14 protein-coding genes are annotated in these 18,665 nt (G+C 26.3%); 4 read left to right on the top strand and 10 right to left on the bottom strand.

What is annotated here, in order from left to right:
• Positions 1–19: 19 nt before the first annotated feature.
• From BRSU_RS12480 to BRSU_RS12465, 4 genes are all read right to left on the bottom strand, one after another.
• Positions 20–595 (bottom strand): hypothetical protein, encoded by a 576-nt coding sequence (locus tag BRSU_RS12480; RefSeq protein ID WP_048595910.1) that lies wholly within the window; start codon positions 593–595, stop codon positions 20–22.
• 292 nt (positions 596–887) lie between these two features.
• Complete coding sequence (locus BRSU_RS12475) at positions 888–1,826, bottom strand: UDP-glucuronic acid decarboxylase family protein (RefSeq protein WP_048595908.1); 939 nt, start codon at positions 1,824–1,826, stop codon at positions 888–890.
• A gap of 79 nt (positions 1,827–1,905) precedes the next feature.
• Positions 1,906–4,992, bottom strand: coding sequence for a PD-(D/E)XK nuclease family protein (locus BRSU_RS12470; RefSeq protein ID WP_048595906.1), 3,087 nt, complete (start codon positions 4,990–4,992; stop codon positions 1,906–1,908).
• A gap of 382 nt (positions 4,993–5,374) precedes the next feature.
• Positions 5,375–5,755, bottom strand: a complete 381-nt coding sequence (locus BRSU_RS12465; protein ID WP_048595905.1) for a PepSY-like domain-containing protein — start codon at positions 5,753–5,755, stop codon at positions 5,375–5,377.
• Positions 5,756–6,284: 529 nt separating this feature from the next.
• On the opposite strand from BRSU_RS12465, the gene BRSU_RS12460 reads away from it, so the two are divergent.
• Positions 6,285–7,658, top strand: a complete 1,374-nt coding sequence (locus tag BRSU_RS12460; protein ID WP_048595903.1) for an MATE family efflux transporter — start codon at positions 6,285–6,287, stop codon at positions 7,656–7,658.
• Between the two features lie 475 nt (positions 7,659–8,133).
• Here the strand turns inward: BRSU_RS12460 and hisF are convergent, their stop codons facing one another.
• The gene (gene hisF / locus BRSU_RS12455; protein WP_048595901.1) at positions 8,134–8,889 is read right to left on the bottom strand and encodes an imidazole glycerol phosphate synthase subunit HisF; all 756 of its coding nucleotides are present in this window, start codon (positions 8,887–8,889) and stop codon (positions 8,134–8,136) included.
• A gap of 163 nt (positions 8,890–9,052) precedes the next feature.
• Here hisF and BRSU_RS12450 point away from each other — a divergent pair, with 163 nt between their 5' ends.
• Complete coding sequence (locus BRSU_RS12450; RefSeq protein ID WP_048595899.1) at positions 9,053–10,435, top strand: MATE family efflux transporter; 1,383 nt, start codon at positions 9,053–9,055, stop codon at positions 10,433–10,435.
• Here BRSU_RS12450 and BRSU_RS12445 read toward each other — a convergent pair.
• The gene (locus BRSU_RS12445; RefSeq protein ID WP_048595897.1) at positions 10,432–11,208 is read right to left on the bottom strand and encodes an FkbM family methyltransferase; all 777 of its coding nucleotides are present in this window, start codon (positions 11,206–11,208) and stop codon (positions 10,432–10,434) included. The genes BRSU_RS12450 and BRSU_RS12445 overlap by 4 nt on opposite strands.
• Before the next feature lie 402 nt (positions 11,209–11,610).
• Here BRSU_RS12445 and BRSU_RS12440 point away from each other — a divergent pair, with 402 nt between their 5' ends.
• The gene (locus tag BRSU_RS12440) at positions 11,611–12,984 is read left to right on the top strand and encodes an MATE family efflux transporter (RefSeq protein WP_048595895.1); all 1,374 of its coding nucleotides are present in this window, start codon (positions 11,611–11,613) and stop codon (positions 12,982–12,984) included.
• Positions 12,985–13,303: 319 nt separating this feature from the next.
• On the opposite strand, the gene BRSU_RS12435 is transcribed toward BRSU_RS12440, so the two are convergent.
• From BRSU_RS12435 to BRSU_RS12420, 4 genes are all read right to left on the bottom strand, one after another.
• Positions 13,304–13,699: a hypothetical protein gene (locus BRSU_RS12435; RefSeq protein ID WP_048595893.1), complete on the bottom strand. Its 396-nt coding sequence runs from the start codon at positions 13,697–13,699 to the stop codon at positions 13,304–13,306.
• 276 nt (positions 13,700–13,975) lie between these two features.
• Positions 13,976–14,623 carry a glycerol-3-phosphate 1-O-acyltransferase PlsY gene (gene plsY, locus BRSU_RS12430; RefSeq protein ID WP_012671240.1) on the bottom strand — a complete coding sequence of 216 codons (648 nt, stop codon included), beginning with the start codon at positions 14,621–14,623 and terminating at the stop codon, positions 13,976–13,978.
• Between the two features lie 4 nt (positions 14,624–14,627).
• Positions 14,628–16,136: a ribosome biogenesis GTPase Der gene (gene der / locus BRSU_RS12425; RefSeq protein WP_048595891.1), complete on the bottom strand. Its 1,509-nt coding sequence runs from the start codon at positions 16,134–16,136 to the stop codon at positions 14,628–14,630.
• A gap of 148 nt (positions 16,137–16,284) precedes the next feature.
• The gene (locus BRSU_RS12420) at positions 16,285–16,686 is read right to left on the bottom strand and encodes a hypothetical protein (RefSeq protein ID WP_048595889.1); all 402 of its coding nucleotides are present in this window, start codon (positions 16,684–16,686) and stop codon (positions 16,285–16,287) included.
• 681 nt (positions 16,687–17,367) lie between these two features.
• Between BRSU_RS12420 and murA the strand changes: the two genes are divergently transcribed.
• Positions 17,368–18,645: a UDP-N-acetylglucosamine 1-carboxyvinyltransferase gene (murA, locus tag BRSU_RS12415; protein ID WP_048595887.1), complete on the top strand. Its 1,278-nt coding sequence runs from the start codon at positions 17,368–17,370 to the stop codon at positions 18,643–18,645.
• The last annotated feature ends 20 nt before the right edge of the window (positions 18,646–18,665 follow it).

Here is an 18,665-nt window from a genome sequence, read left to right as displayed (position 1 = left end):
ACTATTTCTTAATGGAAAATTAATTTCTTATAATTTTTTCTAATTTTGCAGATGTAACATAAGATCTATAATTATCACCCTTAAAATATATTATAATTTGAAAGTCTGTTATAGAATCATCTCTAACTGTCATTGTTAATGTATAATCACCTTTTTCATCACTTGAATAATATGTATGTTTAGCATTATCTAATTTAATATCTTTAAAACTAAAAATACCATTAACATGTACTAGAGCTGCTTTTTCTTTTTCATAAATATCTACATATATCTCACCAATATCTTCAGGACCTGTAAGACGATGTCCATCTAAACCTTTAGTAGTTAATTGAGCTTTCCCTTTATATTCTACAATACCATTTAATGCCTCAATAGTTGGCTTATCACCATTATTATTTATTCCTGTACCTTCATTATCACTGCCATTATCATTAGAAGAAGTGTTACCTGAATTACTGCTTGTATTTCCTGAATTAGCATTATTTTCTGTGTTTTTTGTTTCATTATTATTTTGAACAGGATTTGCTGGATTATTATTTGCACATGATACGGCAAATAAAATTATCATTATTATTAAAAATATTTTTGCTTTCATTTCTTATTTCCTTATATTTTCTATGTATTAAATATAACATTTATAAAGAAAAAGTGAAAATTTATTTCATATTATATTTTTATGAAGAAATAAAATAATTTACATAATACTTACATTAATTATAAATTATAAAAAATTATTTATAATTTATAATTAAATTGTAATTTATTTTTACTAAATAATAGAATTGTATATATCACTGTAAAAATACATAAAATATTAGAAAAATAAAAAATGAAATTATTTATACTAAATAAATAGTTTATTATACAAATTATACTTTTATATTAAATTATTTATTTTTTAAATAATTATCAAAATATTCTATAGTTTTTTTCAATCCATCTTCCAATTTATATTCTGGTTTCCAATTAAGTCTTTCTTTGGCTAATGTAATATTCGGTTGTCTTTTTATAGGATCATCTTTAGGAAGATCTTTATAAATTATTTCAGATTTTGAATTAGTCATTTCTATGATTTTTTGAGCAAATTCCAATACTGTCATTTCAGCAGGATTTCCCAAATTAACAGGACCTATAAAATTATCTGAATTCATCATTTTTACAGCACCTTCTATTAAGTCATCGCAATAGCAGAAACTTCTAGTCTGGCTTCCATCTCCATAAACTGTTATAGGTATATTCTGAAGAGCTTGTATAATAAAATTAGAAACTACTCTGCCGTCATGTTCATTCATTCTAGGTCCGTAAGTATTAAATATTCTAATTATCTTTATATCTGTATTGTACTGTCTGTGATAGTCCATCATTAAAGTTTCAGCACTTCTTTTTCCTTCATCATAACAGCTTCTTATTCCATTAGGATTAACATGTCCCCAATAATTTTCTCTTTGTGGATGTTCTAAAGGATCACCATAAACTTCACTTGTTGATGCCTGAAGTATTCTAGCATTGCAATCTCTTGCCAAATTAAGCATATTTATTATACCAAAAACGCTTGTTTTAAAAGTATGTATAGGATTTCTTTGGTAATGTATAGGTGATGCAGGACAGGCAAAATTATAAATTTCATCACATTCTATATGTATAGGTTCTGTTATATCATGTCTTATGCTTTCAAAATTTTTGTTATCTAATAAATGTTTAATATTTTCTTTGCTTCCTGTAAAAAAATTATCTATAGATATTACATAATTTCCTTCATTTAATAATCTTTCGCATAAATGTGAACCCAAGAAACCGGCTCCTCCTGTTACAATAATCCTTTTCATAAAAACATTCCTTTTAATATATTAATTATGCAGATTATATTATAGTAAATAATAAAATATTTCAATTAAAAAGTTATAATCAATTCTCATCATCATCTTTTTTATATACTTTTTCGCAGTAAGGGGCATTATAACAGGTTGTACAATTTGTACTATTTGAAATATAAACTAATTCTCCAGCTAAAATCTTATCAAATACTTCATTGAAATAATCATTCAAATTATACTCACCATCAATATATCCGCATATAGATAAAAGCATATCCCTGTCATTATACATTTGATTTATTTCCTGGGATTCATTTATAACTTCTTTTTCTTTATATACTGTAAATACTACCTCGCAATGTTTTATTTTTTTCTCTATATTTTTTTTAATATATTGACTAAGTATATATTTTAAATATAAGATAGGCTGTAAATATATTCTTATAGTTTCTCTTATAATATCTTTTCTAGTTTCTCCTTTGGCTTCCTCTATTTTATAACTTGATTTATAATCAACTATTCTAACTCCATTTATATTTTTATGTTCTTTATCAGAGTAACTAAAATCAATTCTATCAACTATACCTTTTATTTTTATAGATAAATCTTTATTCTGATATATTATAAAATCTTCTTTGCTTCCTATGTATCTTTCAAAATATTGAGGTATATAAAAACAGCCTTCATCTTCTTCTTTTAATTTATTATTTATGATTTCTTTTTTTATAAAATATGACATAACATTTAAGGCTTCTTCTCTTATAACATTTAAATCAAATTTATATTCTAATAAATACTTTTCTTCCAAATCCTTTGATGAATAGGAATCTATTAATTCATTTATATGATCATCTACAACTTGATTTGCTATATTGCAGTAATTATTAAATTCACTTTCTATTAAATGGCAGCCTTCATCTGAATATTTACTTTTAACTTCTTTATAAAAATCTTGAAAGAATTTATGATATGCTCTTCCTCTATCCATATAATTTATGCCTTGTATTTTTGACTCAACAGATTCTTTTGAGTACAATCTTGAATAGAAGAATTTGGCAGGACATTCCATTATAGCCTGCAAAGTTGTAACGGATACTTTCTCTTTTAAAATATTTAAAAAGAAATTTTTTACATCTTCATTATTATTAAAATCATAATGCATATTTTTATTTTGCTTATGATAAACAAGATCTATGATATTTTCTGCATTATCAATTTTATAAGCTATATCATTATATAAAAATAGGCTCATAAGATTTTCTTTATCTGTATGAATATTATCTTCTTTTTGTATATATTCTTTTCTGTATATGAGTCCGTTTTTCTCTAAATTTTCAAATTTAAAATCTTCATTATATAATTCTCTATATAGATTTTCTATATAATAAAATGGAATTTCTAAATTTCCTTTTTCATCTTTGAATCTGAATGAGAAATAAATATTACTATCCTCATAACATGAAGATAATATATTCAAAAATAAAGCATAATGAATATCTGATAAATAGCTTTGAGTATTGAAAACTATTTTTTTATTTTCTTTATTTATTGCTTCTCTTAATTTGGCACTTATAAAAAATGCATTAGGTCTTCTATTAATAAAATCATTATTCATTCCTAATATGAATATATGCTTTAATTTTAAACCTCTGGCATCATATAAATTACTTACTGTAAGAGTGATATCTTTATTTTGATCTTCGCCTATAGATTTGTCCCTTAAAATTGTATTTAAAGCTGCATGAAAATCAAAATGGCTTATATCCTGATTATCTATATTTTCAAGTTTTTCTGTATATGCTATTTCAAGTATAAGATTAATAAATAAAGCTAATGCTTCGTTGTCTCTGTAGGAATACTCATTTTTATCTTCTATGTTTTCTATGTTTCCTATATTTAAGAATTTCAAAATATTTATATATGCAAGCCCTATTTCTTTATAGCTTTTTTTTGATACAAGATTATTTAATAAATCCAAAAATGCTGTTATAGATTTTGAAGCATCATTATATTCAAACTTTTTAGAAATTTTATTTTTAAAATCTTTGAAAGACATTTTTGAAAATATTTCTATAGAGTTGAAATCCTCATAAGAATAAATCAAATCTCTTATATTATATGGAGTAACTCCATCAAGTTTTATATATGTAGAAGATAATATTTTTATAAGAGTATCTACATCTATTTCACCGTTATATTTATCTAATATCAAAAATATTGAAGTGAGTACAGGTATTATAGGAACTTTCCATATAAAGTTGGATCTTCTTTCATTAAATTTTATTTGGCATTCTTTTAATCTGCTTGAAACGATATCGCTGTATAATTTAATATCTGAAAATATTATGCCTATATCATAAGGATTAACTCCGCTGTCTATAAGTTTAATTATTTCATCAATAACAGTATCGGCTTCCTGTTTAGCACCGAATCCGGATATAAACTTTATTTTATCTTTATATTTTTTTATATCTTTATTTTCTCCAATTAAAGCCTTAGAAAAAATTGAAGTTTTATTTATTTCAAAATTATCAATGCCTTGATAGAATGATTTATAATTATTAAAATGTTTTTCCATATCATAAGGCATTACAACTTTTATATTTTTATTATAATGCTTTTTTAAAGATTCTAGAAATATCAAATGCAAAGGAGGAATTTTTTCAAAATTATAAATCGTTATAGATTTATAAGTATTTAAAAATTCTAATTCCTTATTTTCTATAGATTTTATAAAAAGCTCGAAAATATCAAATTCATCTAATAGATTATTTTCTTTATTGTATTCTTTATATAGATTTATTATTGCATTTATATCTTTAAGATTATTGTACTTTTCTAATTTAAATCCGTAAAATTTAGCCAATGTTATTTCTTCTATGAGTTTATATAAAGTATATGCTAGTTCATAAGTTGTATTTTGTTTTGATATTAATGCTTCTTTATTTTTTTCTTTATATTGAAATAATATATTGTGGATATTGATTATAGCTATTGATTCATCTATATCCTGAACATTATTTTCTATTTTGTAATTCTCAAAAAATCTTTCTTTGCTGCTTTTATAATATTGATGAAGTGTTTGATAATTAGTTATATCCAAAGTATATTTATTAAAATTATTTTTCAGATAACTATTTTTTGCTTTATAATTTGGAAATAAAAATAATTCTTGCATATATGTATATCTCTTTTTTTATTTAATTATACTAGAATGAATATATTTTGTCAAAATGAGTTTTTGAATTTGTTATTTGAATTTCATTAATCGCACGGTGAACTGATTTTAATTTATTATTTAAACTATTATTTTTAATTAGTATATATTTTAAATATTATTCTGCGTGCGTTGTATGCATTCTAAATTTAAAATAAGCTTGGGCGGGCAGCAAAAAATTCTAATTAGATAATAAGAAACTATAAGTGCAAATTTCAGATTTGAATAATAAGCCTAGAGGGCGGGCAAATGTAATGGAATTTATAAAACAAAAGACTCGAATCTAATTAAAGACTCAAGCCTTATATATTAATCACTTTAAAGAGATACAAAATGATAAAAGTTATGCCATTATTAATTGTCCGTTATTTTTTATTCTAATTTCTAAAGAATTAGTTAATCTTACTCTGTAGAACTCTATTCTTTTGCTGATTTCAAAAACATAAGCATTATTATATTTTTTCATTATGTTTTTAATTTTGCTAGCTATAGTTTTTGGAAGTATATTTTCAGATAATTTATCGTCGCTGCTTATATAGTTCCAACTTCCGTTTTTGTCAAAGTTGATATAAATACCATTGTTTAATTTAATTTCATATTGATCTTTTACTTTATCAATATAAACGATTTTAGCTTTGCTGTAATTAGAAGCGATAAATCTTCTAATATTCTCAGGTAATTGGCTAGGTGTAATTTTAATAAAAAGGTTTAAGCTATTAGTCATATTGTATCTCCTTACAGTGTATATTGTAAAATCTCTTTACATTTATAATTATAGCAGAATGTAAAAATTAAGCAATATTTATTTACGAATAATTTACAATAAATTTACAAAACTAAATAAAAAACACAGTATTACAATACGTATAATACATAAATAGGTAATATGGTAAGAATAAATGTAAAATATATTTACAAATACTATAAAATTGGCTGTAAATATAATATTTTGCTATGAAAATTAGAATAAAATTGGAAATTCTGGTTAAAAATTGTAATTTTTATAACATAGAATAATTTTTTAATATAAATATATTAGCTTTTACAGTTAAAAATTTTATTTACATACCCCGCCCTTTATTCTTTTGTATTTTACTGTGAAATTATTATTTTACTTTTCTTCAATGCCAATACAGAAATGTTAATACCCGCCCAAGTTTTTATTAGGTTTATAGCTAAATTCTCACTTGATTAATGCTTGATAATAAAAATCAAATGTAATATAATACTCTTTACTTTTTTGGGAAAATATTATGAATCAGAACGATAAGAAAATAGATATATTTGAAAATTATCCGGTATATAAAGCATTAATAACCTTGGCTCTTCCAACCATACTAGGAATGCTTGTTAACGTATTCTATAATATGGTAGATACTTTTTTTGTAGGTCAGACTAATGATCCTAATCAGGTAGCTGCCGTTTCTTTGACTATGCCTATTTATTTGGTTCTTATGTCATTTGGATCTATATACGGAATAGGTGGAGCTTCTTATATATCAAGAAGTTTAGGTGCAAGAAATTATGATAAGGCAAAGCAGGTTTCATCTTTTGCATTTTTTGCAAGTGTTATTACTGGATTTGTATGTATGATAGTTTTTTTGGTATTTTTAAATAAGATACTGAAATTATCAGGAGCAAGCCAAAATACATATAAATTTGCTAAAGACTATTTACTTATAGTGGCATTCGGAGCTGTATTTGTAGTTTGTCAAATGTCATTGGGGCAGATTGTACGTTCTGAAGGTTCTTCAAAAGAAGCTATGATAGGTATGATGCTTGGTACTATAATAAATATCATATTAGATCCAATAATGATTCTTTATATGAATATAGGTGTTGCTGGTGCTGCTCTTGCCACTATAATAGGTAATGCTTCTTCTACATTATATTATATTTGGCATATAGCTAAAAAAAGCAGTTTTCTTTCAATAAGATTTAAAGATTTTGCATTAACAAAAGATATACTAAATAATGTATTTTCAATAGGCTTTCCTGTGTTTATGAACAATGTATTAATAAGCATAGCAAATATTTTAATAAATAATTTTGCATCTAAATATAATGATAATGTAGTAGCAGGTCTTGGAGTTTCGCAAAGAATATTCATGCTTGTTCTTTTGGTATTCATAGGATTAGGGCAGGGAGTACAGCCTTTTATAGGATATAATTATGCTTCCAAAAACTATAAAAGAATGAATGCCTCAATAAAACTTTCATGCTTATTTAGTTTTGTGTCAGGAATAATATTTTTAATTTTTGCTTTTATATTCTCAAAAGAGCTTATAGCAATATTCATAAAGAATGATGAAGTTATAGAATATGGTTCTAAATTTTTAATAGCGGCATATTCAGTAGCTCCTATTATAGGATTTCAGTTCGTATTCATATCAACATTTCAGGCATTAGGAAAAGCATTGCCTTCTTTAATTTTATCAGTATGCAGACAGGGAATAGCATTTGTGCCTGCAATATATTTCGGTACAAAATTTTTTGGAATTAATGGTATAATATGGTCTCAGCCTATAGCAGATGTTGTTTCTATACTATTGTCAGCAATAATGTATATCTATATTTATAGAACAACAAAGAAGAAAAATATGATGGAAAATGAGATTAATTCATAATTGATTTTATAGCTTCATTCATCGCACGCAGAGTAAAATTTAAAATATAAATTAATTATGAATCATAATTTAAATAGTAAATAAAAATGCATTCACCGTACGTTAAATAAATTTTTAAATATAATAAATACTAGGGCGGGTGTTATAATTACAGATTAAATCTTTAAATATAAAAAAACTATAATTGCAAATTAATACATATAATAATAAAGGGTGGGGTATGTAATTAAGTTTTAAAACTTATTTTCATTCCCCACCCTCAAGGCTCATAGTTTTTATATATAATATAAACTTTTTAATTCTTTATTATCTCATTAGAATTTTTAGCTTCCCAGCCAAGAGTTTTTTAAATTTATGACTTTATACAACGCACTCTAAAATAAATTTTTAACATATATGCGTCCTGAATTATAATTTAAATAACAAATAAAAACGTATTCACCGTGCGGTAAAAAAGTTAAAATATATAAAAAATTTAAAGTCTTACCTTGATATTATTTTTTTGAAGATACTCTTTTAATTCTTTAATATCTATTTCTTTGAAGTGAAATATTGAAGCAGCAAGCCCAGCATCAACACCTTTAACCTGAAATACATCTTTGAAATGCTCCATGTTTCCTGCACCTCCTGAAGCGATTAAAGGTATAGAAACATTATCAGCTATTTCTTTAAGCAATTCTATATCAAAACCGTTTTTTACTCCGTCCGTATCAATACTATTTATTACAAGCTCTCCTGCTCCGTTTTTCTCGCCTTTTACAGCCCATTCAATTGCATCAATTCCAGTGTCTTCTCTTCCGCCTTTAGAAAATACAGAATATTTTCCATTAACTCTTTTTATATCTATAGAAAGAACTACACATTGATTTCCGTATTTTTCAGCGGCTTCCCTTATTAAATCAGGATTCTTTATAGCTCCGGAATTTACACTTACTTTATCAGCTCCGGATTTTAAAACCATGTCAAAATCTTTTATAGTGTTTATTCCGCCTCCCACTGTAAGAGGTATAAATATTTCATTGGCAACTTTCTCAAGTACGTTTACAAATAATTTTCTTCCCTCATAAGAAGCTGTAATATCATAAAATACGAGCTCATCAGCTAAAGAATTATTATAATATTTAGCAAGCTCCACAGGATCATCAACATCTTTTAATCCTTCAAAGTTAGTGCCCTTTACAACTCTTCCATCTCTTACATCTAAACATGGAATTATTCTTTTTGTTATCATATAAAAACACCCAATTAATTTTATAAAAATTATATAGTAAAAAATATATTTCGTAAAGCATAAAGAAAATTATTTATATATTCAATTTGAAAATTACATTATTGAAAAAACAGAAAAATAAAATATACTTAATAGAATTATTTTTATATAACGGATTTTATTTATGAATAATGATGTAGTTTCTAATCCTCTATACTATGAGAAACCATATAAACTTCTTTTTAAATATGCCACTCCAAGTATTATATCAATGCTTGTAGGTTCTTTATATAATATAGTAGATCAAATATTTATAGGCCAAGGAATAGGTATTAATGGAAACGCCGCCACTAATGTTGCTTTTCCTCTTACTATAATTTGTATGTCTATAGCATTGTTTCATGGATTTGGAAGTGCCTCAATGTACAGCATATTATTAGGACAAGGTAATAATAAAAGAGCTGCTACTTTTATAGGAAATGCTGTAGTATCTGCTTTGGCATTAGGTTTTATATTTACAGTGATAGTAAAACTGTTTAATAAAAATTTTATGGTTATGTTCGGCTCTACAAAAGAGGTTTTACCTTATGCAATAGAATATACAAATATAACAGCGTTCGGATTTATACCATTTATATTTTCTACGATGATGAGTCATATAATAAGAGCTGACGGAAGCCCTAAATATTCTATGATGTCAGTTCTTACAGGTGCCATTGTAAATACTATATTAGACCCTATTTTAATATTTAAATTTGATATGGGTATATCAGGTGCGGCACTTGCAACAATAATAGGACAGTTCATTTCATTTGCTATAGTTTTCAGATATTTATTCAGATTCAAACATATAACTTTTGAAAGAGATAATTTTAAAGTTGATCCTAAAAACATATTGAAAATATTTTCTTTAGGTTCATCATCAGGTTTTAATCAATTAGCAATGATGGCCGTTCAAATCACTATGAATAATGTACTCAGCTATTATGGTACTAATTCCATATACGGCGGAAATATTCCTTTGGCTGTGGCAGGCATTATTTCAAAAGTAAATATGCTTGTAATGGCTTTTATAATAGGTACATCTCAGGGAAGCCAGCCTATAATAGGTTTTAATTATGGGGCTCAGAATTATGACAGAGTTATAAAGACATATAAGCTTACTATAACAATAACAACTATTATGGCTTTTATAGCTTTTCTTCTATTTCAATTATTACCAAGACAGATTGTAGGAATATTCGGGGACGGAAGCGAATTGTATTTTCATTTTGCTGAAGAATACATGAGAATATATATGGCATTAATGGTGATAAATGGTATTCAGCCTGTAACAGGTACATTCTTTACTTCTTTAGGAAAAGCATTCAAAGGAGCATTTATATCTATGACAAGACAGATTATATTTTTACTTCCTCTTATAATAATACTTCCTAGAATATTAGGTATAGACGGAGTAATGTATGCAGGACCTGTTGCTGACGGAGCTGCTTTAATCGTTACTGTTATATTGGTAAGCAGAGAAATAAAAAATTTAAAAAATATGAAGAAAAATTATAATAATTAAATCCAATCTAAATATATATTTTTTATATTATTATATTCTATCAATTTTTTTATTTTATTTAGCCGTTCTTCTCCATTTTCGAAAAATCTTTCATGAGTTTCGACGAATATATAACCTACTTTTTTATAAATATTTTCATTTATTAGATCTTCCAAAACATTAAACTCTTCACCTTCTATATCAATTTTTATTAAGTATATAAAATCATGTTTTGTTAATATGTCATTTTTTATGAAATCAGAAAATTTTATCGAATCAACTTCAATATAATTATCTGTCATTTCATAGGACATAGTAAAAGCTTGATCATTAACATAATTATCACCAGATGTGAAAAATTTTACTTTTTCATTTTTATTAGATACAGCATTATTATATATATGTATATATTTAGAATCTTTATATCTTTTTGATAGATGATTATATAATGATGTATTTGGCTCAAAAGAATAGCATATTCCTTTTTGCACATCAACTAGCCTTGTAAAAAGCCCCATATTAGCACCGCAGTCTATACAAATGTCATTTTCATTTATATCTAATAAAATATTATAATATTCTTTTTTTATACCAAGTTTGTCCAGTATCAATTTAGACATTGCAATAGAATTGTTATATATAATAACATTTTCTAAACGTATGATATTATCATCAATATTGTATATTTTTAATAGAATAGCTCTAATTAAATTTCTGCAATTCTTAAAAGGTATCCACCAAACAATTTTATTTATAATTTTTTCTACTTCTTCACTATTAGGAATATGATACATTTATGCCTCCAAAAAAATAATTTCCAACTATGGTATTGGATATATAATTAAAGTATAATGATTTATTTGACTTAACTTGACTTGACTTGACTTGACTTGACTTGACTTGACTTGACTTGACTTGACTTGACTTGACTTGACTTGACTTGACTTGACTTGACTTGACTTTCATATTAATTAAATTATCCATATTATTTATTATATAATATATTATTATTTAAATCAAATATAGAATAAATAAAAATAGTTTATAATTATATTTTTATATATTAGTAAGCAGAGAAATAAAAAAATTAAAAATACTTGAAAAGAATAAAAGTAATTGAAATTGTTGAAAATGTAAGAAAAATAAATATACTTTATAATTATTGAGGTTATTTAATATATTTATTGGATTTATATATGTCAGTTTCATCAAACCCTTTGTATTATGAAAAGATACATAGGCTTCTTTTTAAATATGGAACTCCAAGTATTATATCAATGCTTGTGGGTTCTCTTTATAATATAGTAGATCAAATATTTATAGGACAAGGAGTGGGAATCAATGGGAATGCCGCAACTAATGTGGCTTTCCCTCTCACTATAATATGCATATTTATATCATTGTTTCTAGGTGTTGGAGGAGCTTCTCTTTACAGCATACTGCTAGGAAAAGGTGAAAATAAACATGCTTCTGTTATCATTGGAAACAGTATTACTTTATCATTTGTATTTGGTATTATATTATCAATAGTGGTAAAGATATTCAATACAAAATTGATGATAGCATTCGGATCAACAAAAGAGGTTTTGGATTATGCAGTAATATATACCGATATAACTTCTTTTGGATTTACAGCTTATATATTTTCTATGGTTATGAGTTATACCATAAGAGCAGACGGAAGTCCTAAATATTCTATGGCTTCAGTTTTAAGCGGTGCTATTGTTAATACTATTCTAGACCCTTTATTTATATTTGTATTTAAAATGGGTATTGCAGGTGCTGCACTTGCCACAGTTATAGGACAGTATGTATCTTTCTTTATAGCTTTTGCATACATATTCAAATTTAAAAATATTCAATTTGAAAAACAAAGCTTTATACCTGAATTCAAATCAATATTAAAAATATTTGCATTAGGTGCTTCTGCAGGATTCAGTAACTTATCTATGATGATTCTTCAAATTGTTATGAATAATGTACTTAGCTATTATGGAAGTAATTCTATATACGGCGGTAATATACCTTTAGCAGTTTCCGGAATAGTAGCGAAAGTTAACATGCTTGTAATGTCATTTGTTATAGGAGCTTCTCAAGGAAGTCAGCCTATAATAGGTTTTAATTATGGAGCTAAAAATTATGATAGGGTTATTGAAACATATAAATATACTATCATAATAACAAGTGCTATAACATTCATTGCATTTTTATTATTTCAATTCTTCCCTAGACAAATTGTTTCTATATTCGGTGACGGAAGCGAACTTTATTTTCAGTTCTCTGAAAAGTATATGAGAATATTTATGATGCTTATGATAATCAATGCGGCACAGCCTGTAACTGGTACATTCTTTAGTTCTTTAGGAAAAGCATTTAAGGGTGCATTCCTTGCTGTAACTAGACAGACTTTATTTCTTTTGCCTTTAATAATTATACTTCCTAGAATATTTGGTATAGACGGTGTAATGTATGCTGGTCCTATTGCTGACGGAGCTGCTTTGCTAGTTACTATTATAATGGTAGCTATAGAAATAAAGCATTTAAAAAGCCTTCAGGATAATACTAAATAAATTATAAATTTAATGAAAGCTAGGGCGGGTGTGCTTTTTTAATTAAGCAATAAAACAATTTAAATTATGATTAAAAAATAAATCAACAAAGAATAAAGGGCGGGGTATGTAAATTAAGTTTGAAAATTTAATTACATTTGCCCACCCTTTATATTTAAAGTATCACTTTGCAGTAGAAACTTTTAATTTCTCATTTACTTAATTAGAATTTTTTGCTGCCCACCCAAGCGGATTTTAAATTTATCGTGTATTCACCGCATCCAGAGCAAAGTTTTAAATATATGTTTGAATTATGAATTAAACAATAATAAAAATCAGCTTAACTAATTTTTGAAAGTTTTCCATTTGTTGTTGTATTATCAGTATTGTTGATTGTTAAATTCATGTAGGTGTCATAAAAAGCAAAAGAATATTTATTTCCATCTTTCTCTGCGGTATATGAAGCCTCATCAACTTTAGTTAATTCTTCTTTTGATATGGTTACTTTACTATAACGTATATTTCCACCTTCTATAATGATTTCTATTGAACTATCTTCATTAACAATTAAAGTGCCTTTGTTTGTTTCAAGCTGTCTAGTATTTTGTGTGGTCATTAAAGTTCCTTCATATCTAGCTGTTCCCTTTAAATTTTCTATAGGATCATTTTTATTTCCGCAGCTTAAAATAAATAATAATATAAAAGATAGACTTAGAATTTTAATACAATGTTTCATAATTTAGCCCCTAAATAATTTCATTATCTATAAATATTAATACTTTTTCTAATTTTGTAAATAGTATTTTAACAATTTAATTTTTTATCATTGTATTATCAATAATAATATATTCTGCTCTGTAATTAATAGTTCCATTTATATTACAGTTTGTGTTATTATTAATGAATACTCATTTGATTTTTTATTTTCACTGGAATTAGAACAGCTTTTCAATAATGTAATTACTAAAAAAGAAATAATTACTTTTATAATTTTTATATACAACTAATTTTATTATTTTTTTGAAAAACTATTTTCTTCGCCTTTGAGCATTCTTTTATAATTAGGTATATGTTTTATTACTATAAATATAGCAAGAAGTATAGCTATAGGAAGAAGAATAATATAGTTTATATTAAAAAATATTCTGTATAAAAAGTTAGCTTTGAAATATAAAAAACTTAAAACTATAGGAAAGGCAATAGCTCCAAAAGTTGATCCTATAGCAACAGTTTTTCTTGATGCAAATAAACCTATAAAGAAAAATACCATAGTAATAATTAAACTTACAGGTGCAAGCATAAACATAGAACCAGCACTAGTAGCAACACCTTTACCGCCTTTAAATCCTAAGAATATAGAAAATACATGCCCAAGTATAGAGGCAACAGCACATGCCACTAATATATAGCTATGAGTAGAAATAATACTTGATAATATGAATGCAGGTACAATAACAGCAACCATACCTTTACCTATATCGCAAATATAAGCAGCGATTCCAGCTTTTTTACCGCATACGCGAAGTACATTGCTGGCCCCAGGATTACCGCTTCCTTCTTTTCTAACATCATGTCCATTTATTTTTCCTATTATAAATGAAAATGGTATTGCTCCGATTATATATGAAACGAGTATGCTTACTATAATTTTTACTAACATATTTTTAACCTCCAAATTTTTTGCCTCTTTTTCTGAAATTAAGTATAATTGGTGTTCCTCTGAAGTCGAACATCTCTCTGAATCTATTTTCTAAATATCTTTTATAATGCGAATTCAATTTATGAGGATGATTACAAAATACAGCAAAAGCCGGAGGATTTACTCCTGTTTGAACTACATAGAAAATTTTGAAAGGATTTCCGCCTGCAGATATTGAATATTCTCTGGTTGCTCTTACCATAGTTTCTGTGAGTGCATGAGTTTCAAATCTTTGCATTCTAGTTTTTGCTACCCTTACTGCTAAAGATAAAAGTTTCTCAGCATCGTTTTTTCTATTGGCGCAAACTCTGGCATAAAAAGCATAATTAAGAACAGGGAAAGTATCTTTCATATATGCTTCATAATCATTCCAAGTAGTTCCTTTCTCTCTTATATCCCATTTGTTTGCTGCTATTACTATTCCTTTTCTTCTTTCTATTATAAGATTGGCAATAGTTTTATCCTGATCTGTAAGCCCTTCAAAAACATCAAGCATTAATATACAAACATCAGATGCTTCTATTGCCTTTATTGCTCTGTTTACACTGTAGTATTCAACATCAGTATTAACATTTTTTTTCTTTCTTATTCCGGCAGTATCTACAAGACAAATATCATCGCCTTTGAAATTAAATGTTTCATCTATGGCGTCTCTTGTAGTGCCTGCAATATTTGAAACTATGCTTCTATCTTTTCCTATTAATGTATTTAATAAAGTGGATTTTCCGGCATTTGGCTTTCCAACTATTGCTATATTGATTGTTTTCTTTTGTGCTATATATTCATCGAGTCTATATTGTTTTGATTTTTCTTTTTTATTATTGTAATTTTCTTCATCTTCTTCGTCTAAATCATCATCATAATATTCTTCTTCAAAATCTTCATCTATATCTTCAATTTCTATTGTATTATTATTTTCATCTGTTATATTAGGATTATTATTTTTATATATTTCTCTTTCAGCTTCTAAATCAAATCCGTTTCTTTCAAGAACTTCTAATATTTTTTCTCTTAAATCATCAATACCATTATTATGCTCGGCACTTATTATAGATACATCTTTTATTCCTAATGAATAGAATTCGCTTACTAAATTATTATGAGAATCAGCATCTACTTTATTTATAACAAGTATTATAGGTTTTCCGGATTTTCTTATTATATTAATGAAATGTCTGTCATCTGGGTGGCTTTGATGTGCATCTACTAAAAATAAAAGTATATCCGAATCTTCTAATGCAGTTTTTAATGCTTTTTCTCTTACCTTTTCATTTAAAGTGTCATCACTTACATCAAGTAGTCCGCCTGTATCAAAAACATTGAATGCAATATCATCAATATATGTTTTAGCTATACTTATATCCCTAGTAACTCCGGCCATAGGGTCAACTATAGATTTTCTTCTTCCTGCAAATCTGTTAAATAGTGTAGATTTGCCAACATTCGGTCTTCCAAGTATAGCGATATTTATCATTTATTTAAGCCTTTTATATTATTATGATGAAAATTAATCATATCATAATTTTTAATATATTGCTATTATATTTTTATTTTAGAATTATATGAAGAAGACAAAAATTGTATGTCTTATATTTTTTTAGTTATTACCGCTTTTCTTTAAATTATTTTGCAAGACCGCTGTAAATTCTATCAAATTCAGCAATAAATGTAATAATAACTTTTTGCGTAATATTATTTAATTTTGAAAAACAGTAATAAGGATCTTTTCCCTCATATTCTACATCTATTAAGGAAGAAGGCTCTATATCTGTTAATTTAGTTATATTATGCTTAGTTAAAAATTCTGATAAATATAAAATACTATGATTATGATTAATAGTAAGTATATTATTATCAAATGATAAGAATAAACCTATGAAAGTATATTCAGCATCATTTTTGAATTGAATACCTTTATTATTATAATAATAGTTAGTATTAAAATAATGTAAAAATCCCATTTTAAGCATAGTCTCATATACTATTTCATCTTTATATTCTTTGTTCAATTTAATGTATGTCATAATATTCCATCCTACTCCTAATAAAATTGTTAGATATATTATATCATAATTATATTTTTATTAAAACCAAATTTATAAAAAAATATTATGTTAATATGATAAATATATTAAAAAACTAATAAAAGCTTGGGCGGGTATGCTTTTTATTATTAAATTATTAAGATAAATTTGAATTATAATTTTAAAATTATGTATATAAGATAAAGGGGCAGGGTATGTAATTAAGGTTTTAAAGTTAAATTACATTTGCCCACCCTTTATACTTTTTAATTCATTATTATTGTAAATATAATATTTACTTCATAATAAGGTTTCAAATAAAATATATTTTTGCACTTTTGCTGCGGGAAAAGTTGATAAAAAATTTAAAATTTTATTTATATACACGCACTTTATGCTTTGTCACTATTTTTTGAATTTTAGTTTTAATTATATTTAAAGCTGAATCAGAAATTACGGCCCCCGCCCAAGTTTTTTAAAAAATTGTGAAGAATATACCGCACGAGTTAACTAGATTGAAAATATATGATTATGGATAATTGTAATTTTATATATTTAAGCCTATTTATATTATGATTACAGAATATTTACATAATATATGAATAAAATTTATCAAGGCTTTTTTTATTATTCCGAACATAAGGAAAGCGGAATTTTTATTCTTTAAAAGGCGGAAAATATATGTATAAATATGTGATAGAAGGTTCAAACAATATTGGGGGAGTATTAAAGGTATCAGGATCAAAAAATGCATCATTGCCTTTGCTTGTTGCATCCATTTTAACAGATGAGCCTGTTATACTTCATAATGTTCCTGATTTGGTAGATGTACATGTTCTTATAAATATATTAGAGCCTTTGGGTAAAAAAGTAGATTTTAAAAACAATACAACTGTAATAATATCTCATAACGGAAAAAGTGAGGAAGCTCCTTACAAATTAGTTAAAAAGATGAGAGGTTCTATAATAGTATTAGGACCATTACTAGCTAAAAGGAAACATTGTAGAGTATCATATCCAGGAGGATGTGCTTTTGGACCAAGACCGATAGATTTGCATTTGAAAGGGATGGAAGCATTGGGAGCTAAAATAGATATAACAGCAGGATATATAGATGCTAAAGTAGATGATAATTTAATAGGCGCTGATATGGACTTGTCAGGTAAATTCGGGCCTACAGTATTGGGTACTGATAATGTTATGATGGCTGCTACTTTGGCTAAAGGTACTACTATAATAAGAAATGCAGCAAAAGAACCTGAATGTACTAACTTGGTTGATTTGCTTAATGCTATGGGAGCGAAAATTACAGGCGGCGGTACTGATACTTTAACTATTGAAGGTGTTGACGGTCTTCATGGTGCTGAGTTTACTGTAATACCAGATAGAATAGAAACAGGTACTTTCTTGGCAATAGCTGCTGCCGGAAGAGGTAAACTGAAGCTTGAAAATGCAGAGCCTAAACATTTAACTTATGTATTAGATTTGCTTTCAGATATAGGATGTGATATAAAAACTACAGAAAATACTATAGAAATAGATGCTTCTGGTAAAGAGTTAAAGCCTTTTAAGGTTGAAACTTTGCCATATCCTGGCTTTCCTACAGACTTGCAGGCTATTTATACAACATTAGCATGCACTATAAAAGGTAAGAGTGAGCTTATAGAGGGTATTTATCCTGATAGATTCAGCCATGTACCGGAACTTGTTCGTATGGGTGCTGATATAGAGTTGAATACTTCAGATATAGTTGTAAACGGCGGTAAAGAGTTATCAGGTGCTGATGTACAGGCTAGCGATTTGCGTGCCGGTGCTGCTTTAGTTGCTGCCGGAGCTATAGCTAGAGGTACAACTAATGTTCATAGAATCTATCATATAGAAAGAGGATATGAAAATTTAGAAGAAAAATTAAAAAGTATTAATATAGAAACAAAAAAAGAAAAAGATGATATTTTATAATTAATAAGAAATAAAAATTA

The sequence above is a fragment of the Brachyspira suanatina genome, from assembly GCF_001049755.1.
GTDB classification, from domain to species: domain Bacteria; phylum Spirochaetota; class Brachyspiria; order Brachyspirales; family Brachyspiraceae; genus Brachyspira; species Brachyspira suanatina.
Note: the sequence above shows the minus strand (reverse complement) of the source record. Positions and strands in the feature narration are given on the sequence as shown.